At 45.5% G+C, this 18,398-nt stretch carries 14 protein-coding genes and 1 tRNA gene; 8 read left to right on the top strand and 7 right to left on the bottom strand.

Annotated elements, in window-relative coordinates; translation table 11 throughout:
• Positions 1 to 354: 354 nt before the first annotated feature.
• Positions 355 to 2,823 carry a TonB-dependent receptor gene (locus ABD960_RS02745; protein ID WP_345329349.1) on the bottom strand — a complete coding sequence of 823 codons (2,469 nt, stop codon included), beginning with the start codon at positions 2,821 to 2,823 and terminating at the stop codon, positions 355 to 357.
• Between the two features lie 89 nt (positions 2,824 to 2,912).
• Positions 2,913 to 3,275, bottom strand: a complete 363-nt coding sequence (locus ABD960_RS02740; protein ID WP_345329348.1) for a Dabb family protein — start codon at positions 3,273 to 3,275, stop codon at positions 2,913 to 2,915.
• 336 nt (positions 3,276 to 3,611) lie between these two features.
• On the opposite strand from ABD960_RS02740, the gene ABD960_RS02735 reads away from it, so the two are divergent.
• The 4 genes from ABD960_RS02735 to ABD960_RS02720 all read left to right on the top strand — a co-directional run bounded on the left by ABD960_RS02735 (position 3,612) and on the right by ABD960_RS02720 (position 7,403).
• On the top strand, positions 3,612 to 4,085 hold the full coding sequence (locus ABD960_RS02735; protein ID WP_345329347.1) for a VOC family protein: 474 nt from the start codon (positions 3,612 to 3,614) through the stop codon (positions 4,083 to 4,085).
• Entirely contained in the window at positions 4,085 to 4,495 is a 411-nt protein-coding gene (locus tag ABD960_RS02730; protein ID WP_345329346.1) for an iron chaperone, read from the top strand. Before ABD960_RS02735 ends, ABD960_RS02730 begins: the two co-directional genes overlap by 1 nt.
• 54 nt (positions 4,496 to 4,549) lie before the next feature.
• Entirely contained in the window at positions 4,550 to 5,365 is an 816-nt protein-coding gene (locus ABD960_RS02725; RefSeq protein ID WP_345329345.1) for an MBL fold metallo-hydrolase, read from the top strand.
• A 202-nt stretch (positions 5,366 to 5,567) separates the two neighbouring features.
• Entirely contained in the window at positions 5,568 to 7,403 is a 1,836-nt protein-coding gene (locus tag ABD960_RS02720) for a DNA polymerase III subunit gamma/tau (RefSeq protein ID WP_345329344.1), read from the top strand.
• A 129-nt stretch (positions 7,404 to 7,532) separates the two neighbouring features.
• Here the strand turns inward: ABD960_RS02720 and ABD960_RS02715 are convergent, their stop codons facing one another.
• Positions 7,533 to 7,991, bottom strand: coding sequence for a hypothetical protein (locus ABD960_RS02715; RefSeq protein ID WP_345329343.1), 459 nt, complete (start codon positions 7,989 to 7,991; stop codon positions 7,533 to 7,535).
• A gap of 76 nt (positions 7,992 to 8,067) precedes the next feature.
• Positions 8,068 to 8,781 (bottom strand): hypothetical protein, encoded by a 714-nt coding sequence (locus ABD960_RS02710; protein WP_345329342.1) that lies wholly within the window; start codon positions 8,779 to 8,781, stop codon positions 8,068 to 8,070.
• A 194-nt stretch (positions 8,782 to 8,975) separates the two neighbouring features.
• Here ABD960_RS02710 and ABD960_RS02705 point away from each other — a divergent pair, with 194 nt between their 5' ends.
• From ABD960_RS02705 to ABD960_RS02690, 4 genes are all read left to right on the top strand, one after another.
• The gene (locus ABD960_RS02705) at positions 8,976 to 10,205 is read left to right on the top strand and encodes an NADP-dependent isocitrate dehydrogenase (protein WP_345329341.1); all 1,230 of its coding nucleotides are present in this window, start codon (positions 8,976 to 8,978) and stop codon (positions 10,203 to 10,205) included.
• Between the two features lie 167 nt (positions 10,206 to 10,372).
• A complete protein-coding gene (locus ABD960_RS02700; protein ID WP_345329340.1) occupies positions 10,373 to 11,353 on the top strand; it encodes a type I phosphomannose isomerase catalytic subunit in 981 nt (326 codons plus the stop codon).
• A gap of 111 nt (positions 11,354 to 11,464) precedes the next feature.
• A tRNA-Phe gene (locus ABD960_RS02695) sits at positions 11,465 to 11,537 on the top strand.
• A gap of 362 nt (positions 11,538 to 11,899) precedes the next feature.
• A complete protein-coding gene (locus tag ABD960_RS02690; protein WP_345329339.1) occupies positions 11,900 to 12,238 on the top strand; it encodes a zinc ribbon domain-containing protein YjdM in 339 nt (112 codons plus the stop codon).
• A gap of 139 nt (positions 12,239 to 12,377) precedes the next feature.
• Here the strand turns inward: ABD960_RS02690 and galA are convergent, their stop codons facing one another.
• The 3 genes from galA to ABD960_RS02675 are packed head-to-tail and all read right to left on the bottom strand — an operon-like array spanning position 12,378 to position 18,393.
• Positions 12,378 to 14,795 carry a beta-galactosidase GalA gene (gene galA / locus ABD960_RS02685; RefSeq protein ID WP_345329338.1) on the bottom strand — a complete coding sequence of 806 codons (2,418 nt, stop codon included), beginning with the start codon at positions 14,793 to 14,795 and terminating at the stop codon, positions 12,378 to 12,380.
• A gap of 10 nt (positions 14,796 to 14,805) precedes the next feature.
• Entirely contained in the window at positions 14,806 to 17,349 is a 2,544-nt protein-coding gene (locus tag ABD960_RS02680) for a membrane or secreted protein (RefSeq protein WP_345329337.1), read from the bottom strand.
• A gap of 3 nt (positions 17,350 to 17,352) precedes the next feature.
• The gene (locus ABD960_RS02675; protein WP_345329336.1) at positions 17,353 to 18,393 is read right to left on the bottom strand and encodes a glycoside hydrolase family 53 protein; all 1,041 of its coding nucleotides are present in this window, start codon (positions 18,391 to 18,393) and stop codon (positions 17,353 to 17,355) included.
• Positions 18,394 to 18,398 lie beyond the last annotated feature (5 nt).

Raw genomic sequence — 18,398 nt, 5'->3', positions numbered from 1 at the left:
TCTGCGGCCAAGAGCAAACTAACGATAGATAGAGCACAATTGTTAAATAAAGCACTATAAGCATCTTAATTACCTGTCATAAACTTCTTTTGTGTGAACAAAAGAAGCAAAAGTCGCCGCTGTTTAATTTTCTATGAAAGCCAGTGCATCATCAATGCTACCCGGAAATTAAGAGGCCGGAGAATTAGTTTATGATTGGTTTATGCCTTGCTTTTTTCCCTTGTCATCTCGAACGATAGTAACAGATCTGCACGTGTTTATACCCCGGCGGCGGATTTCTCCTTTGTCGAAATGACAAAATATTTTATAAATATCTATTCACTCCTTCGCCTTTGGAGAGGGTTGGGTGAGGTTCTACCTCATCCCTTCATCCTGCTGTACATCGCCTTGATTTTGCTCGCGGCTTTGTTTTTTGTTGTTTTCGCTTTTGCGACCGGTTGAGCCAAAGCGGTAACCTATCGAAAACGATATTACCCGCATAGAAAAACGCCTTGACGACTCCTGATAATAAGGGTACGGCCCTATCAGGTTATTGATCTCTGAGCGGAAACGGCGCGTATTAAATACGTCGCGCACGTTAGCGCTCAGGTTAAGTTTATCGGTAATATCATACTTTACGCCTGCATCCAAACCATACATGGCCTTCATTTTACCCTGTGCTATAACCTGCGGCCCCTGGTAATCATACCTTAACTGTACACCCAGCTTCTTTATGGGTTTGATATTACCTGTTATGTTGGCATTCCAGGCATAGCCGGATGTTTCCTGCAAACCCAGGTCAGCATCACCATCTATCTGGCGGTAATAAACATTTACGTTACCGGTAACATCAAAGGCTTGCGAAAAATTCCATTTGGCTATCAGTTCATAACCGGCGTTACGCGCGCTGTTCACATTCTCAAAACGTGTAAGTGTACGGCTGCTATCCAACGCCACGCTTATGCGCTGAAAGTTTTGGTTAGTAAGGCGGTAATACAGCGATGATGTCAGCGTAAGTGCCTTCCAGTAATTAATATAACTCAACTCAAAGGAATGTGTATCCTCAGGCCTTAAAAGGGGATTACCCTGCTGGTAGTTCAGTGGATCGCTCCTGTCTAAAAACGGGGATAGCTGCCGCTCTCTCGGCCTGCTCACCCTACGGGTATAGCTTAACTGCAGGGTTTGCGCGTCGGTTAGTTTTTGGCTCAGGAAGATGCTCGGATATACCCTGAAATAATCCTGGTTATTACGTACGGTGCTGGCGCTATCAATAAGCGAAGTGCGTATGTTGGCATCCTCCAGCCTTACACCGGCCTGTATGCCGAATTTACCAAACTGGCGCTGATAGTTAGCGTAAACGGCATGTATATATTCATTATATAAAAAGCGGTTGGTCTGGCTTAGATCTCGCTGAAACATGCCTTGGGTAAAGGCGGTATCAACCAGATAATCGTTATCGTTTTTGGCGATGGTACTGCGGTAACCTGCTTCAAACCTGCCTTTGTTATCCGCAAAAGGCAGTACATAATCGGCTTGTATGTTCCAGTTGTTTTCTTTCTCCTTGTTGTAATTGTTCTGCAAAAAGTTGGTTAATGATGCAGGCTCGTAATACCGGTAGGCAGTGTTCAGGTAATCGTAATTATCCTCATCGCCGCGCGAGTAGCCCAAGTTAGCGGTTAACTGCTCACCCTTGCGTTTAAATTTCTGGTCCAGATCGAGGTTGATATCAAAGTTTGTTCCGCTGCCGTTGCTTACGTTGTTTTGAATGGTTTGCTGGGTTAAGCCGCTTTGACCAAACAAGTCAGTTGAGCCGGTTTGGTAACGATCGCGTTTGCGGGTATTTACATTACCTGATAAGCTGATGGTCGTTTTTTCGGCCGCGTTCCAATCAATACCCGCCCTGATGTTATGCGAATCGAACACAAAGCTCTGATCCTGCGTTTGATTCTGGAACAGCGTATCGGCGCCAATAAACGTTTGTCTGTTGGTAAAACCATTGCCTACCCTTTTGCCATGGCGGTAGCTGTAGTTGGTATAAAGGTTAAATTTTTCGGTTTGATAACCCAGATTAAGATTGCCGTTATAGGTATCGTAATTACCGGCGGTAAAAGCGGCTTGTCCGTTAAATCCTACCCGGGCATTCTTTTTTAGAATGATGTTGATAATACCTGATTGCCCTTCCGGATCGTATTTGGATGACGGATTAGTGATCACCTCAATATTTTCGATAGAACTGGCGGGTAACGATTGCAGAATATCGCTTACGCTGCCGCCTGTTAAAGCCGATTGTTTGCCGTTGATCAGCACGCGCACGTTGCTTGAGCCGCGCAGGTTCACGTTACCGTCCACATCCACTTGTACCGATGGTACATTGCTCAGCAAATCAGTGGCCGATCCGCCCTGACTTACCAAACTCTGGTCAACGCTAAAGGTTTTTTTATCAACCCCAAGCTGTATTGTATTAGGCTGCGCCTTAACCACCACCTCTTTCAACACGCTGTTGGTGCGTGCAAGTTTTATTGTGCCCAGGTTAAATACCTTTTTCGCAGCGCTAATGATAATGCTATCCTTGGTAAAGCTGGCGTAGCTTACAAACGTTATACGTACCTGGTAGCTACCATCAGCCAAGCCGTTGATGGCGAACTTTCCATCCAGCCCGGTTTGCACGCCCTTAACCGGCTGATTGGTAGCCTTATCAAACAAACCTACCGTCGCAAATTCAACCGGCTTGTTGGTTTCGGCATCGGTAAGCACACCGGTAACTGTGCCGGTTTGCTGGGCATATAAATTGGTGGTAGCAGTTAGTAATAAAATACTCACAATCCCCTTTATCAACATTCTCATGCTGCAAAAGTGCCCTTTTTAATATGCCAGGGCGAGGATAGTGTGTAACTTTATTATTATGTAACTTAATTGATAGGATAGTTTACTAACTACGCCTCAACAGCATCATACACAATCACTTTCTCCCAAAGGTGGCTGTGGTTTTTTATAAATTCCTGGTGTATGGGATGATCCTGGTAAGTTTTCTGGCCTTCCAGATCGGCAAAGAACATCAGTTCTGACACGCCCCAGGAATTGTCAACCACATCGCGCTTTTCGGTACTGGCCACTACACCAACATGTATCTGCTTGATGGTTTCTATTTTAGCTAATGCTTTCACACCGGCTACCAACTTATCACGGTCCTCTATCGAACCAGGATTTTTAAGCCAGAAAAACACATGATGTACAATTGGATATTTGCTTTTTTCTGATGCCAAAGGCAATGCCGATGCCGCTGTTGATGCTGCCATAACTGCTGTTGTTGCTATAAAATTTCGTCTGCTTTTTGTGCTCATGGTATCATGTAATGAGAGCCTAATTTAGTAAAAGTTTGATAATGTACCCCTCCTAAATCCTCCCCGAGGGGGATAAATTTTGCTTTGTATCTTTTAAAAGTTAACACTTTATTAGCATTAACTGGACTTTTACTTTTTAAGCCCTCACTTTGGGAGGGTTGGGCGGGTTTCTTTTGGCTGAGGGCTGTCGCGCCTGACCCCTCAATATGTCGTTTTTGCACAGCATGAATAAACGCCGCTATAAGTAAGTTTGTATAAACAATCTGCTCTAACCAATAAAAACTAACTATTATGCAAAAGATCGCGCCCTTCCTTTGGTTTGACAATAACGCCGAAGAAGCCATGAACTATTACCTGAGCGTATTTAAGGAATCGAAACCGATCAGTATAATGCGCGCTACTGAGGGCATGCCCGGTGCACCCGGCTCGGTGCTGGTTGCTTATTTTGAACTGAACGGCGTGGAGTTTGCCGCCATGAACGGCGGTCCGCAGTTTAAGTTTGACGAGGCCATATCATTCGTGATCAACTGTAAAGATCAAGACGAGGTAGACTATTACTGGAATACTTTTATTAGCGATGGCGGCACCGAATCGGCATGTGGCTGGCTGAAGGATAAGTTCGGTGTATCATGGCAGGTAACCCCTACCCGCCTGATTGAGCTGATGCAGGATAAAGACCCGGTTAAGGCGCAACGTGTAGCACAGGCCATGATGGGCATGATCAAGATAGATATAGCAGAATTGGAAAAGGCTTACGCCGGTTAATGATGAGCAGCAAAGACAATCCCTTGGTAGCCAAGACGGTTGATGAGTACCTCGCTGCATTGCCGGAGCCTGCAAAAAGCGCGTTAACTAACATGCGCGTCGCCATCAGGGAAGCTGCCCCGCAGGCCGAGGAGTGCATCAGCTACCAGATACCCACTTATAAGTACAAGGGAATGCTGGTACATTTTGCCGCGTTTAAAAATCATTGCGGTTTTTATGGGGTGAGCAAAGCGGTTATCGATCGATTTAAGAATCGTCTGCCTGATTGCAAAATAAAAGGCACTACCATCCAGTTCCAGGCAAGCCAGGGCCTGCCGGCTGATGTGGTTAAAGAGATTATCGCTTTACGTGTTGAGCAAAACGAGGAGCATTTTGAACAGGGCCGAAAGCAATACGGCAAAAAAGATTAAACATTTTGCTAAAAAAATTATCAAGCTAAAAAACAATCCGGTATTTTTGTCGCGATGTCATTATACATTGCAGCACTAAATTCGGGCAGTAACGGCAATTGTTATTACGTTGGTAATGAACATGAAGCCGTGTTAATTGATGTGGGTATCTCCTGTCGCGAGGTAGAGCGCCGCATGGCCCGTTCAGGACTGCAAATGAGCAAGGTAAAGGCCATATTTATCTCGCACGAGCATAGCGACCACATTAGCGGCCTGGCCGTACTTTGCCGTAAATATAAGCTGCCGGTATACATTACCCCCGGTACCATGCTGCACGGCCGTTTAATGCTTGACTGTGTGGTCAACTTTACCGAACATGAGCCGGTAAGCATTGGCAGCCTCACTGTAACCGCATTCAGCAAACTGCATGACGCGGCCGACCCATACAGCTTTATTGTGGCTAATGATGACATTACCATAGGCGTGTTTACCGACCTGGGAGCGGTATGCAGCAACCTGACCAGGTATTTTAAGCTTTGCCACGCTGCCTTTTTAGAAGCTAATTACGACGAGCAAATGCTTGACAATGGCCGGTACCCTTACTTTTTAAAACGTCGTATTCGTGGCGGTAAAGGCCACCTTTCAAACGCCCAGGCACTGCAACTTTTTATTGAGCATAGGCCGGCGTTCATGACGCACCTATTGCTGGCGCACCTTTCAAAAGATAATAATTCGCCCGAGTTGGCACTCGAACTATTTAACCAGCATGCGGGTGACGTGCATATAACCGTTGCCTCCCGTTACGTTGAAACGGCTGTTTACAGGATTAATGGAAATAAAGCGACCGCTAATAACGCACTGCAACCCATGCAGATGGCCTTGGCGCTGTAACCTCACCCCACCCCCCTCCAAAGGATATGGAGTAGAATAAATAAGTTCACATTACTACTGCTAAGTCTTTATTGTTTAATCCTACATGCTACGTTGAGTACCTAAAAAAAGCGCTTATTGCTATAACACGCCAGGGAAAAGCATTTCTAATTTTACCAACACCTGTTTATCGTTCCCAAAGTTTTTAGCTACCTTTATGCCTGTGGAGAATTTTATTGTTTCGGCACGCAAATACCGCCCGGCTACTTTTGAAACCGTTGTTGGCCAGCAGCATATAACCAACACCCTCAAAAACGCTATAAAAAACAACCAACTGGCGCAGGCATTCTTGTTTTGCGGGCCACGAGGTGTGGGCAAAACCACCTGCGCGCGCATATTGGCCAAAACCATTAACTGCCAGAATTTGCAGCCAAATGGCGAGGCTTGCGGTACCTGCGACTCGTGCCGCTCATTCATGAATGGCAACTCCTTCAACATCCACGAGCTTGATGCGGCATCAAACAACTCGGTTGATGATATCCGCAGCCTGATTGACCAGGTACGCATACCGCCACAGGCCGCCCGTTACAAGGTTTACATTATTGATGAGGTGCACATGCTGTCGCAGGCGGCGTTCAACGCCTTCCTGAAAACGCTGGAAGAACCGCCTAACTACGCCATTTTTATATTAGCCACTACCGAAAAGCATAAAATACTGCCCACTATCCTTTCGCGTTGCCAGATATTTGATTTTAACCGCATCCGTGTGGAGGATATGGCCGCACACCTGGCATCGATAGCGCAAAAGGAAAAGGTAAACTATGAGCCGGATGGCCTGCACATTATTGCCCAAAAAGCTGATGGCGGCTTGCGCGACGCGCTTTCCATGTTCGATCAGATTGTAAGTTTTTCGGGCGCCAATGTTACCTATTCATCCGTAATCAATAACCTGAACATACTGGATTATGATTACTACTTTAACGTTACCGACAGCCTGTTAGCGGGCGACAGTGCCAAAACGCTGCTGTTGTTTGATGAAATATTGGGCAAGGGATTTGATGGGGCGCATTTTATCTCGGGCCTGTCAGAGCATTTGCGCAACCTGCTTGTGGGTAAAGATACATCAACCTTAAAGCTGCTTGAGGTAAGCGAAAATATACGCAACAGGTATTTACAGCAATCGCAAGCGGCACCGGTATCGTTCCTGCTGTCGGCATTAAACATTGCCAACCAGTGCGACCTTAACTATAAGCTCAGCAAAAACCAGCGTTTACAGGTAGAACTGGCTTTGTTAAAGATGTGCCATTTGCCTGCAATGTTCAGCGCCGCCAACGTATCACTGCCTGAAGGGGAGGTAAAAAAAAAACCTGATACCCCAGCAATAGCCGCTCCGCCTGCATCTAAACCGGCTGAAGCTAACACCGTAAATATTGTTAGCGAAACGCCTGTTGGCTACAATACAGTTAAGCCGCAACCGGCTGCTAACCCACTAGTTAACACTCCGCAGCCGGAGACTTCACGTCCGGTTGCTCAGGCGCAAACTGCTACTCCGCCACCGGCAGATAAGCCCAAAGTTTTTATCCCAAACCTGCATTCGCCATCTACATCTATCAAAATACCATCGCTTAACAACTTAAGCGCGCTTGACGATGTAGCTGTAGAAGAGGAAGACCCTTATCTGAAGGGCGACGACAAGGAAAGCTTTACGCAGGAGCAGTTTTTACATTACTGGAATTTATATGGCGAACGCGTAAAAGCCGAAGGCAAAAAAATACTGGCTACCATATTTACCGGCAAGCCCGCGATGCTGAACCCCGTACTTTACGAAGTGGTAGTTGAAACCAAAGTACAGGAAGCATCCCTGCGCGACGAGCGTCCGTTTTTACTGAATTACCTTCGCAGTAACCTGAAGAATTTTGAGCTGGACATTACCACCCGGATTGACGAGGTACAGGCTAACCGCAAGCCTTACGGTGCCAAGGAGATTTTTCAATACATGGCAGCCAAAAATCCGCAGTTGGTGGAGTTGAAAAACAAGCTGAACCTCGAGATTGATTAAAGCCTCACTCTAACTATCTCCTAAAAGGTAGAAAGGGAAAAAATATATAAACCTCTCCGTTATTGCGATTGTGCAATAAAAAAGAGCCGACGTTACTATCGGCTCTCCATATTAACATTCAATATCGATCTATTTCAAATAATCTCCGTCGTTTTTGGGGTAGCCCTCTTCATCCAGGTCATCGCGGTCATCCTCAGGCGTGCGAGATATGGCTTCGTCAACCGGGTCAACCTCGGTAATGCTGCCATTGTCAATATGCATACCTAAATTTTCTACATCCGTTTCCAGATTTTCATTTGGTATATATTCGTCAACGGCGTATGGGTTGGCTTCATCGTAAGTAGAATCAAAGTCGTCGCCATTCTTTGTTACGGAATTATACGGATCGGGATGGTCATAGTCCGGATCCTCGCTATCCACATCCAGCTCAAAGCTGCCAGCGTCCTCATTGAATTTCAAATCCTCTACGTCTGTAGCGTTATTAACGTCAGCATCACGGTTAGAATCCGATTCGATTTCGCTATTCAGTTCGCTATCGTTTTCCAGGCCGTCATCATTAAAGCCTGGATATTGGTTTTTTGGGTCCATAGGTTTCAGTTTTTAATTACTTAGATAACACTAAAAACCCTGCCAAAGTTTGATTATGTTTATTAGCACGCAAAAATCAATCGCGCATTAAAGGCTTGCGGTGCGATGTAACGCCGCCGATTGAGAACTTAACAGCAAGGGTAAGCTGCGTCCATATATCCTTACGATCTCCGGCATCAAAGCCGTCCAGGTTTTCGCCAGCCATAATGTTAACCTGGTAGCCAAGGTCGATTTTTACGGATGGCTCGTTGTAACTGTTAAATATCTTATATTCATAACCTAACTTAACCGGCACATAAAATTCCGTGCTTTTATCTTTTCCGGGCGTATAATAACCGGGAATGGTGTTTGAGTTGCGCGATACCTCTTTTATACGGTTTGATACCAGCCCCACTCCTACCGAGCCATAAACGTTTTTAAGAATATCCATCAACATACTGCGCGAGTAATCAATAAACTCACCCGCCTGTAACTGCGCGCGTAATGATCCGGCGATGAAATTGTTCTTAAACTGCCTGCCTGACCGGTATTCAACCGAATCGCCCCCTTTTAACGTACCGCCCTGCAATTCAACAATGTAGTTTACAAATGGCGTAGCATTGTAGGTATAACTTAAATTACCTGATAGTGTGGTAGTAGTTTTTTCGGCATCGCCGAAAACCTGGTTGGTGCTTACGCCGAGCCCCAGATCGTGCTGGCTGTAATTAAAGCCAAGTTGCGCTTTTGCCGAAAAGGTTGCCAGGGCCGACAACGCCGTAAGCATTAATATTCTGGTAAATTTTGTAATCATAAGATAGCATGTTGTAATAAAGTGTCCCCCGTTAAACGGCAAAACGGTGTATATAGTTTGAGCTGTATTTAAAAAGCTTTGCCTGCTGCTTTGTAAATCGATTGTATTATTTTTTTTATACGGATTTATTTGGAGCATCGTAACCTGTATTTTATATATTTGAAACCTTTAAAAAAACCTAATAACAGATAGTTATGTCAAAAATTAAAGTAGAAAACCCGGTAGTTGAACTGGATGGTGACGAAATGACCCGCATTATCTGGAAATTCATTAAGGATAAACTGATTTTCCCGTACCTGGATCTGGATATAAAATACTTTGACCTTGGTATTGAATATCGCGACCAAACCGATGACCAGGTTACTATTGATGCCGCAAACGCCATTAAACAATATGGTGTAGGTATTAAATGTGCTACCATTACGCCTGATGAGGCCCGCGTAAAGGAGTTTGGCCTTAAACAAATGTGGAAATCGCCAAACGGAACTATCCGTAATATACTGGATGGCACCGTATTCCGCGAGCCGATTGTAATGAGTAACGTACCACGCCTTGTACCTAACTGGACAGCGCCTATCTGCATTGGCCGCCACGCGTTTGGCGATCAGTACCGCGCTACCGACTTTTTAGCTAAAGGCAAAGGTAAACTTACCGTAACCTTTACGCCGGAGGATGGCAGCCCTGAACAATCATACGAGGTATATAATTTTAAAGGTGACGGTGTAGCGCTGACCATGTACAATACCGACGAATCAATTAAAGGCTTTGCGCACGCTTGTTTTAACCAGGCGCTGATGAAAGGCTGGCCATTGTACCTGTCAACCAAAAACACCATCCTGAAAAAATATGATGGCCGTTTTAAAGATATTTTTGAAGAGATCTATCAAAACGATTACAAAGCTAAGTTTGACGCTGCAGGTATTACCTACGAGCACCGCCTGATTGACGACATGGTTGCCGCCGCCCTTAAATGGAACGGTAACTTTGTTTGGGCTTGTAAAAACTATGACGGCGACGTACAAAGCGACACCGTAGCACAAGGTTTCGGCTCGTTAGGTTTAATGACCTCAACCCTGGTTACGCCTGATGGCCAAACTATGGAAGCTGAGGCAGCACATGGTACCGTAACCCGCCACTATCGTGATCACCAGGCCGGTAAGCCAACCTCAACCAACCCGATCGCGTCTATCTTTGCATGGACCCGTGGTTTAGAGTTCCGCGGCAAGCTGGATGGCAACCAGGAACTGGTTGATTTTTGCCACACACTGGAGCAGGTTTGTATTGAAACCGTTGAAAGTGGTAAAATGACCAAAGATTTAGCTATAACCGCTAAAGCCAAAGTTGAGCATGGTGTTGACTACCTGTACACCGAAGAATTTTTGGCTGCTATCGACGAAAACCTGAAAGCTAAGTTGGGTAAGTAATTATTTAGATATCTTAATAAAAAAACAGGCCGCAACTTTATAAATTGCGGCCTGTTTTTTTTGGGCAACCTCAAACCTTATTTTAGAAATAACAAAACGTTAAATCATTTTAGCGTTTACTTTCTTATTTAATACTGATAACTTAGCGGCCAATAAAACTTAATATCATGTCAGCATTATATCCTCTGAAATTCAAAACCATCTACAAAGACAAAATTTGGGGTGGACAGAAAATACATACTTACTTAAATAAAGATTTCGGTAACCTGCCAAACTGCGGCGAAACCTGGGAAATATCGGGCGTTAAAAGCGATGTGTCTGTAGTAGCGAACGGCGCGCTTGAAGGCCGCTCATTAGCCGATCTGCTTGAAGAATACAAAGGCGAACTGGTGGGCGAAAAGGTTTACGAGCGCTTCGGTAATACCTTCCCGCTGCTGGTTAAGTTTATTGATGCCAATGAGGATCTTTCTATCCAGGTGCACCCTGATGATAAACTGGCGAAGGAGCGCCATAACTCTTTCGGTAAAACGGAGATGTGGTACGTTATCGAGGCCGATCCGGGTTCCACCCTGATTACCGGCTTTAATCAGGAAGTGAACGAGCAGGTTTACCTCGAAAAATTCAACAGCGGCCACCTTACCGATATTCTGAACCGTGAGGATGTAACCGCCGGCGATATTTACTTTTTACCTGCCGGGCGTGTGCACACCATTGGCGCTGGTCTGCTGATCGCTGAAATTCAGCAAACATCAGACATCACTTACCGTATTTACGATTTTGACCGTGTTGACGACAAAGGCAACAAGCGCGAACTGCACGTTGAAGAAGCCCTGGCCGCTATCGACTACAAATTTTACCCGGAATATAAAACAGCCTACGAGCATACGCAAAACGAGGTTGTAGAAGCCGTGAGCTGCCAGTACTTCACCACCAGTGTACTTGACTTTACCGAGGGCACCACGCGCGACTACAGCAGCATTGATTCATTTGTGATACATGTTTGCGTAGCGGGCGCTTATACCATTAAATATGATGGCGGCACCCTTGATGTTAAAATGGGCGACAGCATTTTATTGCCGAAAAACATCAACCAAGTTGAAATTACAACCGAAGGTGGCTTTAAAATACTGGAGAGCTACGTTCCGTAAAAAATATTTTAACTGCCTTACAGGCAGTTAACCCGTATTGCGAATGTTTTTTTGAAAAAAGTTTCCAGAAATAAAAAAAGAAGCTACATTTGCAGACCCAAAAACGGGAGCGGTATCATAGCTCAGTTGGTAGAGCAAAGGACTGAAAATCCTTGTGTCGCTGGTTCGATTCCAGCTGATACCACAAAAAAAGCCTTTTAGAGAAATCTGAGAGGCTTTTTGCATTTACCTGTTTCTTCCGGTGCCAACTGAGCAAAACGTTCTCATAGAGACAAACTCAAGATCGTTATTCTAATTATGTAAATTATCTTCTCTTACTTTACTAAGAGTTTGTATACATAGCTTAACACAATGTCCTTACGTTGTTACTTGATTAATTGTGTTAGCAGACACACAGAAGTGAGCTTATCAAGCAAAGCAACCAAATAAATACCTGGTACTACGGCTGCGACACGCTAATACGATTTGATTTTTTGTAACGTAACCAGCTTTTAAACAATACATCCATAATTACTGATAATACTTACCTTTGCGAAAAACTCTCATATGACAGCGCTGCCCTCTTGCCCATTGTGTAAATCAACTTTCACTTATGAAATGAATGGCCTGCTGGCTTGCCCGGAGTGTGGACACGAGTGGAGTCCGGAAGATATTACCAGCGATGAAGATGCATTTATTGTAAAGGACAGCAACGGTAATATCTTACAAAACGGGGATACGGTGGTCGTGATTAAAAACCTGCCTGTTAAAGGATCGCCACAGGGCATTAAGGCCGGAACGAAAGTTAAAAGCATTCGCCTGGTAGACCGCGATCATAACATTGACTGCAAAATTGACGGGTTCGGAGCGATGGCCCTTAAATCTGAATTTGTTAAAAAAGCTTGACAACTATTCTAAAGGACAACTATTTTCTGCCTTTAAAAAAAACACCTCCTTGCAAATACAAAACCCGATTGTTATCAATCCTGGCTGTTAACAAGCCATTACGCACATTAATAGGCTAACGCAGGTAATAGCTTGTTCACTATTTAACAGCAAACTGCACCGCAGCACCCTTAACACCATCCGCAGTGGCGTTAAGCGTAGCATTGCCTACTTTCTTGCCCGATTGCAGGATAACCTGGCAATGGCCGTTAAAGAGCTTACGTTTCCATTGGCCGGTTAGTATTTTATCATCTTCGTGGCTGCTTGGGTCGCCGTTGCCAACGCCTATTATGGTTGCGCCGCCGGTTAAGTTGAATTTAATCTCCTGCATGGCGTCGGGCACCTCAAGCCCGTTCTTATCCAGTATTAAAACATTTACTACCACGGCATCGCTTCCATTGGCCAGCAATATTTGCTTTGATGGAGTTAGCTTTAATTTATAAGCCGCTCCGGTAGTTTTAACTTCGCTTACCAGTTTTTTACTGTTGCGATAGCCAACAGCCTTTAACGTTCCCGGGCGATAGGCAACACTCCATTGCAAATGTTTGTTACGCGGCATATTCTTTTTGCCAAGGCTTTTACCGTTCAAAAACAGCTCGACATTATCGGCGTTTGAGTTCACCCAAACATCAATGTTCTGCCCTTCTTTTCCGCGCCAGTTCCATTGCGGCGAAATGTGCAGCACATCCTCGTCCTTCCACCATGATTGATAGTAATAATAGATATTCTTCGGAAAGCCGCAAACATCCATCACGCCAAAATGCGAGCTGATGTTGGGCCATTTGTACGGCGTGGGCTCGCCGCGATAGTCAAAACCCGTCCATATAAAGCCACCCAGCCAAAAATCATTTTCGGCGGCAAGCGGCCACCATTGCTCGGCGGTACTGGCCCACCACGGGGCGGTAATATCCTGATCGGGCAGGTAAGCACTAACTGTATCCTTAACGTAAATACCGCGTGTAGTTACCGTACTCCCCATCTCTGTACCAATAATGGGCTGCTGCGGATGATCGCGGTGATAATCGGCAACGGCAAACTGCCTGTAGTTAAAACCACGTACCGGAATTACTTCATTTACGCCGGTAAATACATTAGCCAGATCGGCCGCGTAAGTGCTTGTGCGGGTTGGGTCGAGCTGCTTTTGTTTGGCAAGCAAGGTTTGCGCAATACGCTTGCCGAAGCCGTTAACCTGCGCATACCCTTCCTCATTACCTATCGACCACAGGAAAACACTCGGATGATTACGGTCGCGTTTCACAAGCCGCTCAAACTGATCCATATATTCCGGGCTGCTGTTCAGCAAACGCTGTTCGTCAAGCACCAGCATACCCAGGCTATCACAGGCCTCGAGCAACTCCGGCGTAGGCGCATGGTGGCTGGCCCTGTACGCGTTAGATCCCATTTGCTTTAACAGGCTGATGCGGTAATATTGCAAATAATCGGGCAATGCGCTGCCCAAACCAGCGTGATCCTGGTGGTTATTGGTTCCTTTAATTTTAACATGCTTACCATTGAGGTAAACGCCATCAGCCTTAATGTCAATGCTGCGTATACCGAAACGTATGTTTCGTTCATCAATCACCTTGTCGCCCCGGCTAACCAATATTTCTGCATGATACAGATATGGTTGTTCAATAGACCACCAGATTGGCTTATCAACTAAAACCTGTTGCTTTACCGGGGTTGCGTCGTTGCTGTTAACGTTTACGCGCTTTACATCCGTTTTAGCCACAATTCTGCCTGTACGGTCTTTAATTAAGGTGTAAAACGTCGCTTCCGTAGTTTGCAAACCGTCATTTTTTACGTCGGCTTCAACGGTTATCATCGCCTTGCCATCCGCCTGCGTAATGGTATGCACAAACGTGTCGTCCGTTACATGTAAGTTGTCATAAGTGTTCAGCCAAACTTTGCGGTAAATTCCTGCTCCCTCATAAAACCAACCCTCAGATTGCGTGGCATCAGCGCGTACTACCAGCACGTTTTCTTTTTTAAAGTTGATGTAATTGGTAACGTCAACAGTAAAACCCACGTAACCGCTTTGGTTGGCGGCAATGTAAAATCCATTTAGCCAAACTTTAGCATCCCTGAAAATACCATCAAAGGTAATACTAAACCGCTTACCCGAGTCGGTTGTTGTTACACTGAATTTTTTTCGGTACCAGCCAATGCTGTTTTCAGGAAATAAACCACCAAGGGCTTTATATCCATGATCTTTTAGGTCATCGTTATCTTTGAAGGCAAAGGGCAGTTCTACAGCCCAATCATGCGGTATTTGTACGGTTCGCCAGGCAGCATCATTAAAATCTACCGCTATGGCTGTTTTTTCGGCCCTGCCGGTTTTGGCAAAGATGTTTGATAAACCATAGTTAAAATCTTTCTCAGCATTGGCGGCATGCCCAAGGTGAAACTTCCAACCCTCATTTAACAGTTGCCGCTTGCGTGGAGATTGCGCGAAAAGCTGTACAGAAATAACAAGAAGCAAAAACAGGCAGCACAGGCCGCGGTACACAAAATTCATCAGTTTAATATTATTTGGTTTCGAGGCTTATGCCTTCTATTAGTGTATTAAAGGCCTTAGCGTTATCGCCGGTAAGCAAAAGCTGAACACGCTCCACACTCAACAACGAAAAATTCGATACCGCTGCCGATTTAAAGCGCAGGCTTTGAAAGCCCGGGTACGGACGAGGCAGCAACACCAGGCTATCGGGTTTAAAAGCGCTAAGCGGCACCTTAACTGTCCCATCCGCAATGTTAATGACCGCGCTCCACGCATTGGCATCAGCATCAATTAACACCAGTTTTGCCGGTGTGTTACCTGATGCATTTACGGTTATAAAGCTATACTGGCCCAGGTTAGCAGCGTGTGTTAAAATTTCATCTTTAACAAAAAGCTCTAATCCGCCCAACTCATTATTGCTTGGTTTATGGTTGAGGCTGATGGCTAAATTGCCATCGGCATTAGTTACATATTCATAGCTATCAGTTTTCCATTCGGGCGAATAAACGATTACGTTGTTTTTGTCGCGCGCGGCACTGTAAAGTTTAACCGGGCTGCCCGGAGCGGATATAATGGTTTGATAGTACTGTTGGTTGATATAATCCCAGGCGAACGGATCACCGGATTGACCGCCCGGGAATACTACCTGCTCCTTACCTTTATGAGTTACCGCTATGCGGTATTGCAGTAAACCCGGACTCAATAAATCCGCAGGGACCATGGCCTCAAAAGTATAAGCGCCGGTTTGCTGCATAGGTACAATGCGGTATGTGCCCGTTAAGCGATTAGCCAATACCCGCACACTATCACCTGCTGAAATTCCGGCTACAACGGCCTTTATCTTAAACGCCGTATTCGCAGCAACGCTATAATTAGCCTGATGATCTACCTCAAGTTGTAAACTATCATTCGGCGGAGCCACAAATTCAGCAAGCCTGATGTTTCCGTTAATAAGCGTATTGCCTTTTTTATATGGGTTTGCAGATGCCGCGATACGATAGGTACCCGGCTTAATGCTAAAGTAACCTGCCGCAATTTTAGGTGTGTATTGATTACCTGCATTAAGCGGCGTAATAGTGAAACCTTTATTCAAGCCGGGAAGATTCAGGGTCATCTGCCTTTCGTTGCTGAAAATGCGGGTGACGTGTTTAGATAAAGAAGCTTTCGCAAACGGGTCGCTCACGGGTATGGCATCAGGCATTACTTCCAGGCGCCAGCTTCCATCGGGCAACCTGTCTAAAAAATAAGCGCCGGTACCGTTATATTGAATTACCGCTGATGAACCAACCCCTGCTATATGCGCCAAAGCTGATGGCTTTACCGGTTTTGAGTCCGTTGAGTTGGAGTAGTAAAATTCGGTATCGCTGTTCATCTCGCTTAGCTGTTGTTTATAGCTAAGCCTGAACGGCCCGAACAAAGTATCTGCAGGGAATTTACCGCATGATTTAAATACAGGCACCGAGCGAAAAACCTTACCGGCTATAAGCAAGCTTATCGCTTTTGAGGGCGTGTAAGCCAGGTTCAGAAAATGCGTTTGATACTCGGTGTTGGCAAACGCGTTACCCAGCGGATCATAAGCGAATTGTGTTGCCCACTGAAAACCGGCTTTTTTAAAACTCCGCGCCATAGCCGGATACATATACGGCTGCATTACATCGCCCGCATCAAACTCGTATACCATCCGGGCTTTATTTTTAAACTCCGGGATGGTATCAAACGGAATAACATAATGATCAACCTGCGGCAACAGATTACCTTTATGCTGATGCCCGGCAACTAAGCCCGTAGGGTACCATTGAAAGCTAAAGCCATCAGCTACGGACTTAGCCACCGCATCAGCATACCAGGGCGATTCGCTGATATTGTAGAAAACCGGCTTTGTCCAGCCTGCACTTTTTATAGCCGCGGCCATGCGGTTAACATATTCTGTTGCGCGCGCCTTAGGCCCACTGTGGTGTGGCTCGTTATTAACCTCCGTAGCAATTATAAAGGCATCCTTTACATAAGTTTTACCCGTATACGGATTTACATGACTAAAAAACTGTTGCAAGTAACGCTCCTGCGCCACATAAGCCTTTTCCTGTACAAGTGCTCCGTCCTTTCCGTAAACATCACTAAAGCTTCCGGTGTGTTCATCCCGCTCCGGATAGCCGTTACCCCAAAAGGCGATCGGGGTTACAATAATGCGTATGCCCCGCTCCTCAAGCTTTGCCAACAGGTAATCAAACAGGCGCAGATGCTCATTCTGCTTCAGGTTACCTAACGAGTCGCTGATCTCGGTATCCCACACATGTACACGGAAAGCGTTAACTCCCAGCCGGGCTAAGTGATACACATCCCGGTCAATAGCCTGCTCTAAGTTAATATTCTGCACTTTATGCGAGCGGTAGCCGTAAGCAAACGGTAAAGTATAGTTAACACCAAAAAAGGCGGCTTCTTTACCGTTTGCGGCGTAACGCATTATACCTTTGCTGTCAATATAAATTTCGTTACCACTTTTAGCGGCGGCGTTGCGCTGGGTAAATCCGGGCAACGCAAAAAGCAGCATGAAGCCTGTTAGCAGGAGTAATCTCATCAATTAAAATTTTTCGATCAAAAATGCATCTAAAGCGATGGTTGGTTTTCCGCTGGCATCAAAAGCCCCCAGTTTGTAGCCTTCCCAATCATTATACGATTGTGGTTCCCAATAAAATACACCCAGCCCCTTTTTGCCATCAACGCTATTGGTTTTCAAAATAATGTCGGTTAAAAACGCCTTCGAGGCAGCGGCCTCAGTAGCCGGCATACCCACCTCGCACAACATAACCTCGCTGCCATAACGGGTAACCATATCGTTCATGTTGGCAAGGCACTGCTTGTTCAGGTTTTGCCAGGTTGATGCCGTTGGATAAAGCGACATACCGATCACATCCCATTTAGCGCCGTTAGTTTTGAGGCCGTCAAACATCCAGCGGTATAAATTATTGTCGTACCCGTTTGACAGGTGGACGATAACCTTACTGCTGCTGCTGACGGATTTTACCGCATCGTAACCAGCATTTACCAGCTCGGCAAAGTTTTTCATACTTACTGACGATTTACCATCGTTCCATAGCATACCATCATTAGTTTCGTTGCCTACCTGCACCCATTCAGGCGTAATACCTTTATCTTTCAGCGCATTCATTACGCCAACAGTATACGTGCCAACGGTGGTTTTAAGCGCTGCAAAACTCAGGTTAGCCCAGGCAGCAGGTTTGTTTTGATTACCCGGATCAGCCCAGATATCGCTGTAGTGCAGATCGAGCATAACGCGGTAACCCGCGTTTTTAGCCCGCACCGCTTTTTCAACCATATCGGCAGTGTTATTATAACCGTTGGTTGGGTTTACCCAGGCACGCAAACGGATCGAGTTCATGCCCTTACCTTTCAGGATGGTAAACAAATCCTGCGCGGCACCTGCACTATTATAAAACTTGATACCGTCATCTTCCATTTCGCTTACCCAGCTCACATCGGCACCTTTGGCAAAACCCGCGTTTATCGGCTCATCAGGAAATTGCGGCGCGCTTATATCCTTGTTGCAACCTGCCAGTAAACCGGCACATACCAGCATGGTTAGTATATAATTCTTTTTCATTTCAA

Source organism: Mucilaginibacter defluvii (genome assembly GCF_039543225.1).
GTDB classification, from domain to species: domain Bacteria; phylum Bacteroidota; class Bacteroidia; order Sphingobacteriales; family Sphingobacteriaceae; genus Mucilaginibacter; species Mucilaginibacter defluvii.
This window is presented reverse-complemented; position numbering and strand designations above follow the sequence as displayed.